The sequence below is a fragment of the Streptomyces rishiriensis genome (genome assembly GCF_030815485.1).
GTDB lineage: Bacteria > Actinomycetota > Actinomycetes > Streptomycetales > Streptomycetaceae > Streptomyces > Streptomyces rishiriensis_A.
Genome location: NZ_JAUSWV010000002.1, coordinates 666,651 through 684,220, shown reverse-complemented (window position 1 = coordinate 684,220; position 17,570 = coordinate 666,651). Strand labels below are relative to the sequence as shown.

Genomic DNA, 17,570 nt, shown 5'->3' with positions numbered 1-17,570 from the left:
CTACGGCACGAGTTCCCAGTCCTGGGAGCCGTCCGTGAGCGCGGTCTGAAGGGTCAGCTGCGCTCCGGCGGAGGCACCCGTCAGGTACAGGTTCGTGTTCTTGACGGACCGGAGCCTGTAGAACCCGTCGGCGGTCTTGACGAGGGTCCAGCTGCCGGTGGCGCTGTTGTCGACCCACTGGCCGATCTTCTGGCCGGCCGTGGCGTTGCCGGTCCAGATGGCCGCCGCCCGGCCGCCCGACTTGTTCAGCAGGCTCACGCCGCCGTTCGGCTCGGTCGTCAGGTGCCAGTACTGCGTGTCCGGGTTCGCCGCGGAGCCCGGGGCCTCGAGCCGGACGTCGGGCACGTCCGCGTTGCCGATGTTCGCGTCGTTCGTCCTGTTCCCGGTGCCGATCACCTGGTCGGTCCTGCGGTTCACCAACTGGAAGTAGGCGCCGTCCGAGTGGCCGAGGTCGACCTCGGCGTAGGCGATCGTGGAGGTGCCCTGGTTGTTGAGGATCACGACGCGTCCGGTGCCCTCGACGTACTGGAGATCGCGGCTGTAGGCGGCCGGGGAGGTCGTCTGGTACTCCTTCCACGTGCTGTCGCTGCGCCCGCTGTCGTTCACCCAGACGTTGCCGCTGCCCGCGGCGTTGTAGACCAGGCGGCCGCCGGGCAGCCTGACGAGCACCGGACTGCCGCCCGTCGCGAGGGCGTGCGAGCCGGCGTCGAGCGGCAGGGTGGTGACGCCGGTGCCCGTGGCGGGGCCGGCGTAGAACCTCAGGGGGTCGTCGGCGAGCACGTACTTGGTGTTGACGCCCCCGCCCCAGTACTCGAAGGTCAGCAGCCACTTGCCGTCGGTCGTCCGGACGACGTTCGCCATGCCCGGGCGCCCGCCGCCGATCTCGGTCTTGCCGCCGCCCATGTCCTGGGCGAGTCCCGCGACGTCCACGACGGGATCGCTCCACCGCGCCGCGCGCCCGTCCCAGGTCCGGTGGGCGAGGATCTGGCCGTGCGAGTCCGTGGCGGTGTCGTTGGCGGGGTCGAGTGTCGGCACACCGGTGGCCGCGTCGAACCCGGTGTAGTCGTTCTCGTCGGAGTAGTAGCAGACGAGTCTGCCCTTGTGGACCATCAGGTAAGGCTCCCAGACGGGGTCCACCTGCCGGCTCGTGTTGGCCGCGGCGACGTTCTGGCCCACCGCACCCGCGCTGCCTCCCTGCCAGCCGCCGGTGGCGACGACGTTCTCGACCTTCCACGTCGCGCCGTCGTCGGTGCTGGAGTACAGGGCGATGGCCAGGTCCTTGCGGTCGCCGTCGTTGGTCGGCGTCCAGTTCGGGTCGGCCGCCTTGCGCTCCTTGTAGTAGGCGTCGTCGCCCGACACGACGCTCGCGAGCAGCAGCGTGCCCTGCTTCAGGTTCCCGACGTCCTGCGGAAGGACGTACAGGTACGGGTTCGTCCAGTTGCTCGTGTACTTCGCGTACGTGACGTCGCCGGACAGATACGCCGGAGCCCTGACCTCCGAGAGCGGCTGCCAGGTCGTCCCGTGGTCGTCGCTCTTGTAGACCGGGAGGGTCTGCCGGTCGGCGCTGCCCGTCGCCGTCACGACCGTCGACTTCTCGAAGGACGCCACCAGACGCCCGCCCGGCAGCTCCGCCGACTTCGGGTAGACGGCGCAGTTGCCCCGCCCCTTCAGGCACGGCTCGCTGCCGAGCTGGTAGAGGATCCCGCCCGTCGGGTTGTACGCCTGCGCGCCCGTCATGGGGATCGCCAGCATCGCGGACGCCGCGACGACGGTTCCGAGCACTCGGGTCGTTCTTCTTCTCTGCACAGCCCCTCCTAGGGGGACGTCCGCGGTGAGGTCCGCGGGGGTCGGGTCAGGCGACGAGGACGCGTACGTCCCAGGGGCCGAGGTCCAGGTCGGCGCCCTCGGGGACCGCAGTGCCGGTCAGGACGTCGCAGAGGGCCAGCGGGGCGCGGACGCCCGTGGGCTCCCAGCTCCAGTTGTGGACGATGTGCACGCGGCGTCCGTCGGGTGCGGTGGCGGTCGTCGCGGTGACGGAGGCCGGCAGGTCCCGCCAGGCGTGACGCGGCGCAGGCGTCAGCCACTCGGCCAGCGCCCGACCGAGGTCGCGCCCGGGCGCGGTGCCGACGTACGTGACCCGGCCGGCGCCGTGCCGACGGCTGGTGACCGCGGGCCAGCGCCCGAAGTGCGGATGGTCGTAGGTGACGAGCACCTCGGCGGTCGGTGACGGTCAGGGCGTCCGCCCAGCGGGTCGCCGTCGCGCCCTCGGGCACGGCGAGCGGGCTCCCGGCTGCCGATCGCACGGGTATCTCCCCGACGAGATTGCTGAACTCGTCGTATCGGACGCCCGCGACGTCGGTCAGCCGGCCGGGGGCCGCTTCGTGCCGGGCCCGGGCCTCGTGGTCGGCGTAGCCGGTGCGCGGGCCGAGGACGAGATGGCCGCCGGCCTCGGCGTACGCCGCGAACCAGTCGAGCGTCGAGTCGGCCGCCAGGTACAACGCCGGTACCACGAGCACCGGATGCCGACGGACGGCCTGTCCGGGCGTCAGCCCCTCCCGCTCGCCGCGCGGGTCGTGCAACTGGCGGGCATGCACGATGCGTACCTGACGGCCCGCCTCGAACGCGCCGCGGTAGAAGGGGTCGAAGAAGCGGTGGTAGGCGGCCGGGTCCGGTTCGCCGTCCGGCTTGGCCAGCGGCGGGTACTTCTGCATCAGCCACTTGCTCGGCGTCGAGTACACCATGGTGATGTCCGCGTCCGGTTCGAGCCCGGCGACCAGCGGACCCGCCGCCTCGAACTCCGCGCCCAGAACGGCGAGTTCACCATAGGTGCGGCCGGGCTGCCCGGTGTGGGGGAGAACGCCGCCCCAGTAGGTCTCGGCGCCGAAGTGCAAGGTGTTCCAGTGCCAGTACTCGATCATGCGGGCGCCGCGGGCGACGAGCGCCCAGGCCGCCTGCCGCCACTGGCCGTCGTAGGCGGGCCGGTTGTCCCAGGGGAACCCGATGGAACCGGCGTCGGTCTCGGTCACCAGGAACGGCTCCTGGCGGGAGGAGAACATCCAGTCGGCGGTCTGGTACAGGGCCCACACCCCGGTGGTCTTCCACTTCTGTTCGTGGTCGTCCGGGGCCGGGTCCGGAAGCAGAAGGCCGTCCTGCATGTCGTAGTACGGATTGCCGGTGGCGATGTCGAGGCGATCGGTCAGTTCGTCGTCCTCCACCGCCGGGCGGGTGTAGGAGATGCAGGTGGTGACGAACTGCCCGGGGTGGGCGTACTCGCGGACGAGGTCGGCCTGCCAGCCGATGAACTCGGTGACCTGGCGCGCCTGGAACGCCCGCCAGGCGACGTCGTACTGGGGCTGGGCGTTGCCGTCCGGCGTCCACAGGTCGGCCCATGTCGACAGCCGGTGCGACCAGTAGACCAGCCCCCATTCGCGGTTGAGGGTCTCGACGTCGCCGTACGTCTCGCGCAGGTGGTCCACGAAGCGCTGGAAGACGCCGTGGTTGTGGAAGAGCTCCAGGCCCGGCTCGTTGTCGACCTGGAAGCCGATGACCGCGGGGTGGCCGGCGTACCGGGCGACGATCTTGCGGATCACCCGCTCGGCGTGGAACCGGAAGCCGGGGTGGGTGAAGTCGACCTCCTGACGTGCCCCCCAGCCGATACGCTCACCGGTGCGCCGCTCGCCCGTGATCTCCGGGTACTGCCGGACCAGCCACGGCGGCACCGCGTACGTCGGAGTGCCGAGGACGACGGAGATGCCGCGCTCGTGGGCGCCGTCCAGCACCGGCTGGAGCCAGTCGAGGTCGAACCGCCCGTTCTCCGGCTCCCAGGTCGACCACACCGACTCGCCGACCCTGATCACGGTGACCCGCGCGTCCGCCATCAGATCGAGGTCGGTCTTGAGGCGTTCGCCGGGGCGTTCGTCGCCGTAGGGGGGCCGGTACTCGTGGTAGTACGCGGCGCCGAAGAGGACGCGGGCAGGCAGAGCCGCCATGAAGGAAACCTCCGGAGGGAAACCAGGGAAGAGGAAGCAAGGAGCAGGGGATGCAGGGAGCAGGACAGGCGCGGCACACAAGGGGCAAGGAGGAAGCGGTTACTGCTTGACGCCACCGGCGGCCAGGCCGCTCTGCCAGTACCGCTGGAGGAGCAGGAAGGCGACGACGAGCGGGACGATCGAGAGCAGCGAGCCGGTCACCACCAGCGCCAGCATGTCGCTGCTGGCGCCGGCCCCGCCGTTCTGCGCCTGCGCGGCCCAGGAGGAGAGACCGACCGTGATCGGGTACAGATCCGGGTCGTTGAGCATGATCAGCGGCAGGAAGTAGTTGTTCCAGGTCGCCACCAGGGTGAACAGCAGCACCGTCACCAGGCCGGGGCCCAGCAGCCGCAGGGCGATCCGGAAGAAGATCCGGGCCTCGCCCGCCCCGTCGATGCGGGCGGCCTCCAGGACGCTGTCCGGGACGGCGTCCTGCGCGTAGATCCGCATGAGGTAGAGGCCGAAGGGGTTGACCAGGGAGGGCAGGACGACCGCCCAGGGGGTGTTGACCAGACCCGCCCTGGCGAAGAGCAGATAGGTCGGGATCGCCAGTGCGGTGGTCGGGACCATGACGGCGCCGAGCACCAGGTTGAAGGCGGTCCGGTCGCCGCGGAAACGGAACTTCGCGAAACCGTACCCGCCGGCGGCCGCGAGCAGCGCGGCGCCGACCGCGCTGACGCCCGCGTACAGCACCGTGTTGACCAGCCAGCGCACGAAGACCCCGTCGTCCTGGGCGAAGGTCGCCTTGACGTTCGTCAGCAGTTGCGGGGTGTGCGAGAACCACAGGCCGAAACTGTTGAAGAGGTCCTGGGTGCTCTTGGTCGAGGCGATCAGCAGCCAGAGGAGGGGGAGAAGGAAGTAGGCCAGGGCGGCCAGCATGGCGATCGTCAACGGGGTGCTGTGCCGGGCCGCGCGCCGACGCCGTCCCGGGGGAGTGGCGGGGGCCGGCCGCGTCGGCTCGGCGACCGTGGCCGTGGGGGTCGTGGTCGTGGTCGTCACGAGGTCCTCCTGCGGTTCGCGGTGAGCAGGACGGCGTAGGAGGCGATCACGATGACGAGGCCGAGCAGGAAGGACACCGTCGCCGCGTAGTTGACCTGCTGGCCCGTGAAGGCGAGCGTGTAGGCGTAGAGGTTGGCGGTGTAGGAGCTGCTGATCACGTCCGGGGCGATGTTCATCAGCAGCTTCGGCTCGTTGAACAGCTGGAAGCTTCCGATCACCGAGAACAGCAGGGTGAGCATCAGCGCCGGGCGCAGGGCCGGCAGCTTGATCGACCAGGCGATGCGCCAGGCCCCGGCCCCGTCCACCGCGGCCGCCTCGTACAGCTCCTCGGGGACGGTGCGCAGCGCGGCGTACAGGATGATCATGTTGTACCCGACGAACTCCCAGGTCACGATGTTCGCCAGGCTGCCGAGCATCCACCCGTCGCTGAGGAAGTCCGGTACGGGCAGGCTCAGTTCGCGGCCGAGCTGCGCGAAGGGGCCGAAGTCCGGCCCGTAGAGATAGCCCCACATGAGCGCGGCGACCACGCTCGGGACGGCGTACGGGACGAAGACGCCCAGCCGGATGACGCGGGCCAGCCGGAGCAGCCCGCTGTCGAGGGCCAGGGCGAACGCCAGCGCCAGCAACAGCATCACGGGGACCTGGACCACGAAGAACAGCGCGACGCGTCCGACGCCGTGCAGGAACTGCGGATCGCTCAGGGCCTGGGCGTAGTTGTCGAGCCCGACGAAAGCCGTGCCGCCGATGAGGCGTTCCCGGAACAGGCTGAGATAGGCGGCGTAGCCGAGCGGGGCGAGGAAGAGCAGCAGGAACAGCACCATGAACGGGGCGACGAACAGCGGCCCGGCCGCCCGTTGACGGCGCACCTCAACTCCCCTTGACGGTGAAGCCCTGGTTCTTGGCGTACGAGGTGAGCCGCGACTGCCAGCTGCCCAGCGCGCGGACGGTGTCGGTCCGGTCGGCCAGGGACTTGCCGACGGTCTCGGTCCAGTCGGTCGCCGCCTGGTCGAGGAACGGGGGCCACTGGAAAGAGGAGTTGACCGTGGAGCTGATGTCGGCGAAGACCTGGTTGACCTTCTGGCCGCCGTAGAAGGACGGGGCGTCCGACACGAACTCGGTGTCCTTCAACAGGGCGTCGGTCGCCGGGAAGAAGAACTGCTCGGTGGCGAACATCTTCGCACTGGCGGGGTCGGTGTTGAGGAACTGCGCGAACACCGCTGCCGCGACGGGGTTCTTCGTCGAGCGGATCACCGCGGTCGTCGAGCCGCCCCAGTTGCCCGAGCTGGGCTCGGCCGCGTCCCACTGCGGCAGCGGGGCCGCCCGCCACTTGCCCGCCGTGGCCTTCGCGGAGCCGGAGAGGAAGACCGGACCCCAGGCGGCGGTGATCCAGGTGGCGTACTTGCCCTTGTTGAGCGCCGCGTACCAGGAGTCGGTGAAGTCGGGCTCGACGCCGATGACGCCTTCCTTCGCGAGCCCGCCCCAGTACGCGCCGAGCTTCCGTGAGACGGCGTCGTCGACGCTGATGGCGATGTCGCTCTTGCCGGACGTCACATACGGCTTGGCGCCCGCCTGCCACAGCAGGCCGTGCCAGGCGGCGACCTGGTTGGCCGCGAGGTTCGTGAGAAGGACGTCGGGGTCGGCCTTGTGCAGCTTGCGGGCCGCGGCGGCGAACTCGTCCCAGGTTCCCGGCACGTCGATACCGTGCCGGTCGAAGATGTCCTGCCGGTACAGCATGCCCATCGGTCCGGTGTCCTGGGGTATCGCCCATATCTCACCGTCACTGCCGCTGATTTGGCTCCAGGTCCAGTCCACGAAGGTGGACTTGAGCGCGGTGGCGCCGTAAGGCCGCAGGTCCAGCAGGCTGTTGGTGATGGTGAACGTCGGAATCGCCTGGTACTCGATCTGCACCAGGTCCGGCGCGCCGCTGCCGGCCTTCAGCGCCGTGCGCAGCTTGGTGTACTGCGGTGTGCCCTGGCCGGCGTTGACCACCTTGACCTTGACGGCCGGGTACCGCTTCTCGAAGAGGGCGACCTCCTTGTCGATGTTCGGGACCCAGGTCCAGAACGTCAGCTCGGTCGGCGTCTTCATCGCCTTGTCGATGTCGGCCCGGGCGACCGGCTTGCCGGAGCCGGCGGAGTCGGCGGAGTCACTCCCGCCGCAGGCGGTGAGGGCGGCGCCGAGCGACAGGGCGCCCGTCGTGCCGAGGAAGAGCCGGCGGCTCATCGGAGAGGGGCCGGACATGGAGGTGGACGTGTTCTGGGGCATGGTGAACTCCCGCCGGAGGCGATGGTCACGGCACGCCTGGCGAGGGCGTGCGCAGGCATGGCGGAGGAAGACGTGCTGAGGAAAGGCGTGGCCGCGACGACCGGGGCTGACACAGCGAGGCGGTCGAGGCTCAGGAGGGGAGGGGAGGGGAGACGGTGGCTGCCGAGCCCGGAGACCCGGCTCGGGGTCCGCCGCGATCGGCGGCGGCCCGGTGCGGCTCCGGCAGGGGGCCGGTGGCGAAGGGCGCGGACCGTACGGCGGCTCGGCTTCGGGTCACGCGCGGGGCCATGAGGGTGGTCGGCCTTGGGTCGGGTCGTGCTCGGTCGGGTCGTGCTGCTCAGCGCGGTGTCGGGTGGCCTCCGTTCGCCGGCGGCGGAGCGGGTGCGGCTGCGCGCGAAGGAGCGGTCGCGCGCCGTCCGCGACCCGGGGTCGTCCGGTGCGGCGGGGGCGCGGTCGAGGAACGGACGACGAGGTCGACCGGTGGGTCGCTCGCCGGCAACGGGTCCGCTTCCGGGTTCTCGATGGTGTGCACCAGGCGCTTGAGCCCTTCCTGCGCCACGGCGTCGAAGGGCTGCGGCACGGTGGTCAGCGGAGGGGTCACATAGGCGGCGACCGGAACGTCGTCGAAGCCGACGACGCTGACGTCCCGGGGCACCCGTCGCCCCGCCTCCGTCAGCGCGCGGATCAGACCGATCGCCATGTCGTCGTTGGCGGCGAACACGGCGGTGACGGCGGTGTCCGCGGCCAGCTCCCGTCCGGCGGCGTATCCGGACGCTGCCGACCAGTCGCCCTCGACGACCGGCGGCACGTCCCTGCCGTGGGCGGCCAGCGTGGTCCGCCAGCCCTCCAGCCGGTCCCGTGCGGCGTACCAGCGCTGCGGTCCGGCGAGGTGATGGACCGTCAGGTGACCGAGTTCCAGCAGGTGTTCGGTGGCCGCGCGGGCCATCAGGTCGGCGCCGTCGCCCGCGGTCAGCACCGTGGGCGCGGCGACCGGGGAGGGTGCGCCGAGGACGAGGACCGGCACGCCGACGCGGAGGGCGTCCGCGCCGTCGGCTCCCCGTTCGTCGATCGGCTCGGAGATGACGATGCCGTCCACGCCCTGGTCGAGGAGCGAGTCCACGGCGCCGGTGATGCCCGCCGGGTCACCCTCCATCGTGTTGACCACCCGGAGCGCGTATCCCGTGTCCCGCAGGGCCCGTTCGACTCCCATGAGCAGGGAGGCGGGGCCGTACAGGGCGGTGCCCAGGGTCACCACGCCGATCGAGCGGGTCCGCCCGGAGGCCAGTGCCCGGGCGGCGTTGTTGCGCCGGTAACCGAGCTCTTCGGCGGCTTCGAGGACGCGTCGGCGCACTTCGGCGGAGACATACTGCTCGTCGTTGAAAACCCGGGAAACCGTCTTCTGCGAGACGCCGGCCAGGCGGGCCACGTCCACGCTGCGCGGCGCCGCGGAACTGCCGCCCCGCCCTGATCCTCGCGTCATGGTCTCTCCCGAGTGGCCGCACGTACGAACGATGATGCCAGACATCGTCCGCCTGACTGCGCAGTCATGTCTGCGCTGTCATGTCTACGCAGTCATAAGACGGCCGTCAAGGGTCGGGAACGCATCTGTCACACACGACGGGGCGTCGGCGCGTTCACGATCAGCCCGCGGGCAGCCACTTCTCCAGGGCGCCGATCAGGCGGTCGAGGGAGGGCGCGTCGGTGGAGCGGTCCGTCATGACCGTCCGCCCGTCGAACTGAAGCGTGTACTGGAACTTGTCGGCCGACCCCATGTCGATCGCGAACGCGGGGACCTCCGCGAGCGCCGGATCTCCGAGCAGCGTCCGCAGCGTCGTGAACTGAGCCGCCGTCGTGCGGCGCACCGCGGTCTCGCCGCCGTCGGTGGTCCGGACGGTGCCGTCGCCCCGCAGGACCACCTGCCGGTTCACCCCGGCGAAGCCACCGCTGACCGTCATGGTCACCAGCTTCTGGTCCGGGCCGGTCACGGGCACCGGCGACGGGCTCGCCTGCCCGGGAACCGACCCGGAGGGAGAGGCGGAGGCACCGGAGGTGGAGGCGCCGGAGGCGGCGGGGGTGGGCGAAGAAGGCGAGGGGGTGTCGGAGACGGTCACGGAGACGACGGTCTCGCCCGTGGGCTCCGCCGCCTTCCCGTCGTCCCCGGAAGAGCAGCCGGCCAGCGCCAGCGCCACGGCCGTGCACATGATCGCCGAACTCCGAGTGAGCACCGTTCCCTCCTTGTGTGCCTTGTGTGCCTCGTGCGGCTTGCGCCCGCGCGTCAGGGCCGCGTGTGTCATGTTCCTGAGCATGGCGTCCTGAGTACCCGTCATGTCAGAGTGCCATGCCGCTCGTCACCGCGCGCCGGAAGCACGCCCGGCGTGGGCGCGCAGTCGGCCTTCGGCGGGCGATGGCCCACGGCGCCCCCCGCCCCCTCCCGCCGGAGAGTGAGGCTCGTGCGGCGGCCCGCCGCACCCCCGTTTCCTGCCCGACCGCGCGGTCTCGCTTGCGGCCGGGCGGGGGAGCGGGCAGGGTTCCGTGGCGTGGCCACCCTGCTGATCGTCCATCACACTCCCTCGCCCAACTGCCAGGCGCTGTTCGAAGCGGTCGTCTCCGGCGCGACGGCGCCGGAGATCGAGGGCGTCCGCGTCGAACGCCGGGCCGCCCTCGCCGCGACGGCCTCCGACGTCCTGGCCGCGGACGCCTACCTGCTGGGCACGCCGGCCAACCTCGGCTACATGTCCGGCGCGCTGAAGCACTTTTTCGACCAGGTGTACTACCCGTGCCTCGACACCACGCGGGGCCGGCCCTTCGGCTACTACGTGCACGGCGGCAACGACGTCACCGGCGCGGTGCGCGGCATCGAAACCGTCACCACCGGCCTGGGCTGGCGGCGCGCGGCCGAGCCGGTGACCGTCACCGGGGAGCCCGACAAGGCGGACGTGGCGGCCTGCTGGGAACTGGGCGCCACGGTCGCGGCCGGCCTGATGGACTGACGGACCGGGGCGCCGTACGTCAGTGTCCGCCCCGCCCGGGCAGGCAGGACCCGTCGACCGTACGCCCGACCACCTCCGCGGTCGCGTGACCGCTGCTGTCGACGCTCCCGTTGACGCAGACCCTGCCCTCGCCGCCCCCTACGCGCATGTCGTGCAGGGGGACCAGGAAGTCGCCCTGCACCTCGATCTGCCGCGCCTCCAGGCCGAGCGCCTCGGCGGCGGCCGCCCGCAGAGCGTCCGGGGTGGTTCCCTCGGCCGCCGCGAGTTCCTGGAGCGCCGCCGCCAGTGCCGCCGCCCGGGGCTGGGCCTGCTGCCGTTGTGCGGCGGTGAGGGGCTGGGCCTGACGGTAGGCGTGGTTCTCGGCGACCCGCTGGTCCCAGCCGTAGGTGATGCACGGGGACGGCGACGCCAGGGTGTCCTCGGGTGGTGGGCAGAAGCCCTTCGCCTCTCCGGAGGCGGAGGGCGGGGAGGTCACCGGACCGGACGCCCCGGGGTCGCTGGACGGGTCGGCGCATCCGGCCGTGAGGACAAGGGCGAGCAGGGCGAGCAGGGCGGGGACGCCGAGCCGCCGCCGTGGCCGTATCCGTGTCATGTCTCGATCATGGCAGGCGGGTAGGACGCGCGGAGAACGGCGCGAGGCGGCCGGGCACGGGTGTCCGCGAGCGGCTCGGTTCCAGCGCTCAGTTCCAGAGCGGGTACGTCACCACCCGGCCGAACTGCTCCGGCCTGTCCCCGAGGTAGGTGAGGGTGATCCGGCTGTAGTGCTGTACCTGCGGGTTCTTCTTCCACGGCTGCGGCCGGTCCAGCTTCACGACTACGGCGTACGGGTGGAAGGCGCCCGCCGCGCAGTACGGATCGCAGTCGTTGACGACGTTGACCCCGGTGGCCCGTGCGGAGTTCGCACCCCAGCTGTCCCAGTGCAGCGAGACCAGTCGGCTGTTGCCGTCGCCGCACGCGAGGATGAAGTCGCCGGGCCGCACCTTGGCGTGCCAGAGGCAGTCGACCAGGACCGGCGTGGTGGCCTGCCGTACGGCTGCCGCGCGCGCCGAGGGCGGCGACGCGGCGGGTACGGCCGAGGCCGATCCGACGGCCGCCGTGAGGCCCAGCGCCGCACAGAGCATGACCGCTGTTCTCGTCGTGTGTCGCATGTCCGCTCCCGACCGACCGGACCGGGAGCCGTCTGTGTCCGCGCCCGGATGAACTTCTCTACCGACGCTACGACGGCGAGCGGAAGGGGACCACTCGAACGGCGCAGAGCCCCGCCGCCGGGCGACGATCGGGCACGCCGAGCCGCGCATCCGCCGGCGACCGAGCGCCCCGGGTCCCGCCGCCCGCCGGCGACGACCGAACGGCGCGGATTCGCGCCGCCGGGCGACCACCGAGCGCGCCGACCCGCGCCGCCCGGGAACGACCGAGCGCCCAGAGCCCTGCCCCTGCCGGCGACGACCGAGCGCGCCGAGCCCGCCGCCCGGCGACGATCGAACGGTGCAGGTCCGCACCATCCGTCGGCGACCGAGCGCGCCGGGTCCCGCCGCCCGCCGGCGACGACCGAACGGCGCGGATTCGCGTCGCCGGGCGACGGTCGGGCCGGACGCCCCAGGCCGTGTCCAGAGCCCCGCCCGGCTCACGACGCCCGGCACCCCTCCGGGAAGGGACTCGAGCCGCGTCGTCGGGGCCCCGCGCATCGGTACGAGTACGAGGGCGACCCTTCGCCTTCCCATCGCTACACACCGGTGGCCGTGAGCCCCGGCCACCGGCAGACGGTGCTCCCTTGCGACACGGCCCGGCGGAGGTCCCGAGGAGCTGCGAACAGGCCCCGAAGAAGCTGCGAGGGGCCGGAAGAGAGCCGCGCGTGGGATCAGGGGAGGCCTGGGAAAGCCTAGGAGACGTCGGCCCGCGCCACCTGGCTCCCCTCCGCCCCGCCGACCTCGGCCTCGGCCGGGCCGTCCGTCACGACCACGACGATCTCGTCCGTGCGGCTCCAGACCCGTCTGTCGGCCTTGGCGGGATTGAGTACGACCTCGTGATCCTCGGGTGTCGCGGCGGGGTCGTGACAGCGGTAGCCGATCGCGCATTCGCCCCGGTCGCGCGCCGCCGCCACGACGGTGGCGAAGGACGCGGGACGGTCGGCGGGCACATAGTGAGGCGCCGGACGCAGTCGCAGCGCGCTGCCGCCGGCGGCGAACAGTTCCTCGAACACCGCGGCCAGGTGTCCGTTCTGCGAGACCTGGGCCATGAGCAGGCCCGTCAGCTGCCCGCCGACGATCGCCTCGGAGCCCGGTCCGAGCGGAGCCAGAGCGCGGTTGCGCTCGTCGGCGAGTTCCGCGACCACCGGCACGGTGCGCCCTGTCTCGTGCGCCAGGGACCGCAGGATCAGCAGGACGACGAGGGTGCGGTGGTCCGGTCGGCCGGCGTGGTCCCCGGTGTCCGGCCCGAGCACCATGATCCGGTCGTAGGAGCCCGGGTCGAGACCGCGCAGCGACGAGGGGTCGGTCGGATCGGCGGTCGAGAAGGTCACGACGAGCCCTTCGGCCGACGCGGGGCCTCTGCGCGGTTCCGGCACCGGCGGCGTCGGTGGCGCCTGCTCCGCCGGATCGGTGACGACGTGCAGGACCGAGCCCGGCCGCGCGCGGCGGCGCAACTGGTCGACCAGGTGCGGCGCGCGACGGTTCCAGCCCAGCAGCAGGAAACGCGACGGGTCGCCCGCGCCCTTCCCGCGCTCATCGGCGGGCGCCGACGGTTCCACGAGGTCGCGGCAGTCCTTCCACCGTGGGGTGTCCTCGTCCGGTGCCACGACCAGGACGCGGTCCCCCGGCGCGACGACGGTCTCCGGGGGCGGGTTGAGCAGCGCGGTGCCGTCGGCGCGCACCAGCCCGGCGACGGCGGCCGTCGCGCAGTCGAGCAGGGTGTCGCCGAACCGGCGTCCCGCGAGCTCGGGAGCGGCGGTGAGGTAGAACTCGTCGCCCGCGAAATCGAGGAGCTCCCGCAGCACGGCCGTCAGGCCGGGGTGGAGCGCGGAGTGGGCGATCAGTCCCGCCGCCGTCCGGTCGGACTCGAGCACGATGCCCCGCGGACCCGCGGCCAGTGCGGCCGCGGTCCGGTACCGCTCGTCCCGTACGCAGGCGACGACGGGCGGGCCCGCGTGCTCGCCGAGGACGGCGCGCAGGGCCAGCAGGGTCCGTACCGTCTCGGCCTCCCCGGCGGCCTCCGCGGCGGGCAGGACCAGCACCGCCCTGGCCGACACCGGGCTGACCGACCGGAGTGCCTCGGGGTCGGCCGTCGAGCCGCTGCGGCAGATCAGCCGCGTGGTGCCGGTCGGTCCGAGCGCGGCCGCCAGCGCCTCCTCCATCTCCGTCTTGTCCCGGTCGGCGAGAACCACCACCGCACCCCAGCGCTGATCGGTGCGCGCCGCGACCAGCTCGCCGACCACCGTGAACACCTGCTCCGACCAGCCGAGCACCACCGAGTGGCCCGCCTCCACCACGGTGGAACGGCCTCGGCGCAGTTCGGTGAGGCGGTCGGTGAGGCCGCTGGTGATCACGCCGATCAGGGTCGACACGTACAGGAGGGCCATCAGGCCCAGCAGCACGCCCAGCAGCATCCGCAGCGGGGCGCCGGTCACCGCGCCCAGCCGCAGGGTCTCCGCGCTCACCCGCCACACCGCGGTCAGCCGGCCCGACAGCGAACGGGGCGAGGAGGGGTCCGTCCACACCAGCAGCGCACTCGCCGGAACGACGATGCCGAGGCAGGTCACCGCCAGCCATGCGACCAGCCTGCCGGTACTGCGGGCCAGTGTGTTGTCGAACCGGTAGCGCATCCGCACCCGTAACGAAACCGGCCCTCGCCGCTGCCCTTCCACCACGCCCCCTGTCTGCTGCCGCCGATGTCCCGTCGCCCCCTGAACTCGCAGGGTGGTGCCCGGCGTGCCGCGACACGCCGTGAGGGCCCTCGTGTTCACCCTTTCGGGAAAGCGGACCGCTCCTGCGGCTGAAAACGTGCGTCGAGCAGCGCGGATCCCCAGACGGACATGGTCATTTCCAGCCGTTGTTTTGGCATTCCCATGACAAACCTGTGCACCCAGTGCCACGCTGCTGCCGAAGTTCACCATTCCTTCACACCCGCATCATGCGGGGCATCCCCCACCCCCCACCCCCCCCCACCTCCTTGCACCCGCCTGCCGTGCAGCGCTCCGGACCGGCCTCATCCCGTCGGTCCGCCTCACCCCGGTCCCCACCACGGGCCGACCGTCGCACCGAAGGAGAACCCGTTGCCCCGGCGACACCACCCCACCCCCCGGCGCAGACGCGCCACCGCCCTCGCGCTGACGACCATCGGGACCCTGCTCGTCCTGGGAGCCCCGGCCGGTACCGCAGGCGCGGCGCCCGCCGGCCCCGGCCCCGGCCCCGGCACCGCCAGGATCACCGCCACGCCTCGCGCCGGTGCGGCGGCGACACCCCTGTCTCCCGCCCGTCGCGCCTCGCTGATCAAGAGCGCGCAGTCCGCCGCCGGGGCCACGGCCCGGCGACTGGCTCTCGGCGCGCAGGAGAAGCTCGTCGTCAGGGACGTCGTCCAGGACGCCGACGGCACCACGCACACACGCTACGAGCGCACCTACGCCGGACTGCCCGTCCTCGGCGGCGACCTGGTCGTCCACCTCGGGAAGGGCCGGACCACCGTGTCCAAGGCGAGCGGCGCGGCGCTGAAGCTGCCGTCCCTCGACCCGAAGCTCTCCGCGGCCGACGCCACCGGCAAGGCCCTCGCGGCCGCGAAGAGCGCGGACACCACCGGCACCGAGACCGGGAGCGCGCCCCGTCTCGTCGTCTGGTCCGGCGCCGGCAAGCCCGTCCTGGCCTGGGAGACGGTCGTCGAAGGCGTCCAGCAGGACGGCACTCCCAGCGAACTCCAGGTGGTCACCGACGCGACCACGGGCAAGCAGATCCTCGCCGCCGAGAAGGTGCACACCGGAACCGGCACCGGTCAGTACGTCGGCACGGTCCCCGTCGGCAGCACGCCGTCGGGATCGACGTACCAGCTCACCGACGGCGACCGCGCCGGGCACAAGACCTACGACCTGAACCAGGGCACCTCCGGAACCGGCACGCTCTTCACGGACGACAACGATGTCTGGGGCAGCGGCCTGCCCTCCGACCGCCAGACCGCCGGTGTCGACGTGGCCTACGGCGCCGCCGCGACCTGGGACTACTACAAGGACGTCCACGGCCGCAACGGCATACGCGACGACGGCGCCGCCGCCTACAGCCGGGCCCACTACGGCAACAGTTACGTCAACGCCTTCTGGCAGGACAGCTGCTTCTGCATGACCTACGGCGACGGCTCGGGCAACACGCACCCCCTGACCTCCCTCGACGTGGCCGCCCACGAGATGAGCCACGGTGTCACCGCCGCCACCGCCAACCTCACCTACTCGGGGGAGTCCGGCGGTCTGAACGAGGCGACCTCCGACATCTTCGCCGCCGCTGTCGAGTTCCACTCGAACCTCGCCGCCGACCCCGGCGACTACCTCGTCGGCGAGAAGATCGACATCAACGGCAACGGCACCCCGCTGCGGTACATGGACAAGCCCTCCAGGGACGGCTCCTCCCGCGACAGCTGGAGCTCCGGCCTGGGCAGCATCGACGTCCACTACTCCTCGGGCCCGGCGAACCACTTCTTCTACCTGCTCTCCGAGGGCAGCGGCGCCAGGACCGTCAACGGCGTCGCCTACGACAGCCCGACCTCCGACGGTCGGGCCGTCACCGGCATCGGCATCGAGAACGCCGCCGCGATCTGGTACCGCGCGCTGACGACGTACATGACCTCGTCGACGAACTACGCGGGCGCCCGCACCGCCACCCTCCAGGCGTCGGCCGACCTGTTCGGCGCGTACAGCCCCACCTACCTCGCCGTCGCCGACGCCTGGGCCGGCATCAACGTCGGCAGCCGGATAGCCCTCGGCGTCAACGTCGCCCCGATCGCCGACCAGACCAGCGGCGTCGGCCAGGCCGTCAGTCTTCAGGTGGACGCCTACACCACCAACTCCGGTGCGGGCCTGACGTACCAGGCCACCGGCCTGCCCGACGGTCTGACCCTCAGCGAGAGCGGCCTGATCTCCGGGACGCCGACCACCCCCGGCACCAGCGAAGTCGCCGTCGAGGTCACCGACGGCACGGGAGCGTCCGTCACGGACACGTTCACCTGGCGGATCGCGTACATCTACGCCACCGCCACCCGCGTCGACATCCCCGACAACGGCGTCGCGGTGGAGTCCCCGATCAGCATCGCGGGCCGCGACGGCAACGCGTCCGCCACCACCTCCGTCCACGTCGACATCGTCCACACCTACCGCGGTGACCTGACGGTCGACCTCGTCGGTCCCGACGGCACCGTCTACTCGCTCCTCAACCGCACCGGCGGCTCCGCCGACAACGTCGACCAGACCTTCACCGTCGACGCGTCGGCCCAGCCCCTCACCGGCACCTGGAAGCTGCGCGTCCAGGACCGGGCGTCGATCGACGTGGGCTACATCCAGAGCTGGCGGCTCACCCCCTGACGGGGTTCGCTCGCTGACCGGTCGGCTCGCTGAACGGGTCACTTCCTGACCGCGGACCGCTCGACACCGCCGCCCGGGTCTCCCACTCCCGGGCGGCGGTGTCCTTCCCGCAGGTGCTGTCAGCGCGGCCGGTCGGCACCCGCCATGCCCCCGGCGGAACCCTCAGGCGGTGCGGCAGAGCACGTTCGGGCCGATGGGCGCCGCGGCGTGGACCACGGGCGCGGGCACGGGCACGGGACGGGCGGTCCGGCCGATGACCGTGGTCCGCGAGCGGTTGCGTGCGAAGACGACGAGGCGCAGCACCGCGAACCGCGCCGCACCGGCGAGTGCGGAGGCGGACAGGTAGACGACCTGCTCGAGCACCGCGCCGGGCGCCGCCACCAACTGCTGCAGGACGAGCATCGCGACGCAGGTCACCGCATACGCGGCCGCCGCGGACCCGGCCGACTGCGCATGCTGGCGCCAGGTCGCGCTCCCGCCCGTGCCGAAGGTGAAGCGGGCGTGCAGCTCGGTGGCGAGGAGCGTGGAGGCCACCGTGATCAGGGCGTTGGCCAGGACCCAGGGGATCGTGGAGGCGAGGGCCGCCACGGCGAAACTGGAGGCGAGCCCTACTCCGCCGCCACAGAGTGCGAAGCGGGCGAAAGCAGCGCAGGCGCCGGGTGTCGCCTGCCGCAGACTCCGCGTTTTCCCCATGATCCGCCCCCTGAGATCGCCCCGTCGCGAAACGCGCACCTCTCG

12 protein-coding genes and 1 pseudogene are annotated in these 17,570 nt (G+C 72.1%); 2 read left to right on the top strand and 11 right to left on the bottom strand.

All coding sequences use genetic code 11. The features are described from left to right. The 7 genes and pseudogenes from QF030_RS05380 to QF030_RS05350 form a co-directional block, all read right to left on the bottom strand. A complete protein-coding gene (locus QF030_RS05380; protein ID WP_307167475.1) occupies nt 1-1,752 on the bottom strand; it encodes an RICIN domain-containing protein in 1,752 nt (583 codons plus the stop codon). A 100-nt stretch (nt 1,753-1,852) separates the two neighbouring features. Then, nucleotides 1,853-3,989: pseudogene (locus QF030_RS05375) on the bottom strand (beta-galactosidase). A gap of 99 nt (nt 3,990-4,088) precedes the next feature. Beyond that, on the bottom strand, nt 4,089-5,027 hold the full coding sequence (locus QF030_RS05370; RefSeq protein ID WP_307161489.1) for a carbohydrate ABC transporter permease: 939 nt from the start codon (nt 5,025-5,027) through the stop codon (nt 4,089-4,091). Further along, the gene (locus tag QF030_RS05365) at nt 5,024-5,848 is read right to left on the bottom strand and encodes a carbohydrate ABC transporter permease (RefSeq protein ID WP_307167474.1); all 825 of its coding nucleotides are present in this window, start codon (nt 5,846-5,848) and stop codon (nt 5,024-5,026) included. Before QF030_RS05365 ends, QF030_RS05370 begins: the two co-directional genes overlap by 4 nt. 46 nt (nt 5,849-5,894) lie before the next feature. After that, on the bottom strand, nt 5,895-7,292 hold the full coding sequence (locus QF030_RS05360; RefSeq protein WP_307161488.1) for an ABC transporter substrate-binding protein: 1,398 nt from the start codon (nt 7,290-7,292) through the stop codon (nt 5,895-5,897). Between the two features lie 337 nt (nt 7,293-7,629). Next, nucleotides 7,630-8,772 (bottom strand): LacI family DNA-binding transcriptional regulator, encoded by a 1,143-nt coding sequence (locus tag QF030_RS05355; RefSeq protein ID WP_307161487.1) that lies wholly within the window; start codon nt 8,770-8,772, stop codon nt 7,630-7,632. A gap of 160 nt (nt 8,773-8,932) precedes the next feature. Continuing rightward, nucleotides 8,933-9,586, bottom strand: a complete 654-nt coding sequence (locus tag QF030_RS05350; RefSeq protein WP_307161486.1) for a hypothetical protein — start codon at nt 9,584-9,586, stop codon at nt 8,933-8,935. A gap of 243 nt (nt 9,587-9,829) precedes the next feature. Here QF030_RS05350 and QF030_RS05345 point away from each other — a divergent pair, with 243 nt between their 5' ends. Further along, nucleotides 9,830-10,282 carry a flavodoxin family protein gene (locus tag QF030_RS05345; protein WP_054245172.1) on the top strand — a complete coding sequence of 151 codons (453 nt, stop codon included), beginning with the start codon at nt 9,830-9,832 and terminating at the stop codon, nt 10,280-10,282. Between the two features lie 19 nt (nt 10,283-10,301). Here the strand turns inward: QF030_RS05345 and QF030_RS05340 are convergent, their stop codons facing one another. From QF030_RS05340 to QF030_RS05330, 3 genes are all read right to left on the bottom strand, one after another. Beyond that, on the bottom strand, nt 10,302-10,874 hold the full coding sequence (locus QF030_RS05340; protein WP_307161485.1) for a precorrin-3B C(17)-methyltransferase: 573 nt from the start codon (nt 10,872-10,874) through the stop codon (nt 10,302-10,304). 88 nt (nt 10,875-10,962) lie between these two features. Continuing rightward, the gene (locus QF030_RS05335) at nt 10,963-11,430 is read right to left on the bottom strand and encodes a hypothetical protein (protein ID WP_307161484.1); all 468 of its coding nucleotides are present in this window, start codon (nt 11,428-11,430) and stop codon (nt 10,963-10,965) included. A 731-nt stretch (nt 11,431-12,161) separates the two neighbouring features. After that, a complete protein-coding gene (locus tag QF030_RS05330) occupies nt 12,162-14,099 on the bottom strand; it encodes a CASTOR/POLLUX-related putative ion channel (RefSeq protein ID WP_307161483.1) in 1,938 nt (645 codons plus the stop codon). A 450-nt stretch (nt 14,100-14,549) separates the two neighbouring features. On the opposite strand from QF030_RS05330, the gene QF030_RS05325 reads away from it, so the two are divergent. Continuing rightward, entirely contained in the window at nt 14,550-16,832 is a 2,283-nt protein-coding gene (locus QF030_RS05325; protein ID WP_307161482.1) for a M4 family metallopeptidase, read from the top strand. Nucleotides 16,833-16,994: 162 nt separating this feature from the next. Here the strand turns inward: QF030_RS05325 and QF030_RS05320 are convergent, their stop codons facing one another. Next, complete coding sequence (locus tag QF030_RS05320; protein WP_307161481.1) at nt 16,995-17,525, bottom strand: hypothetical protein; 531 nt, start codon at nt 17,523-17,525, stop codon at nt 16,995-16,997. Between the last annotated feature and the right edge of the window lie 45 nt (nt 17,526-17,570).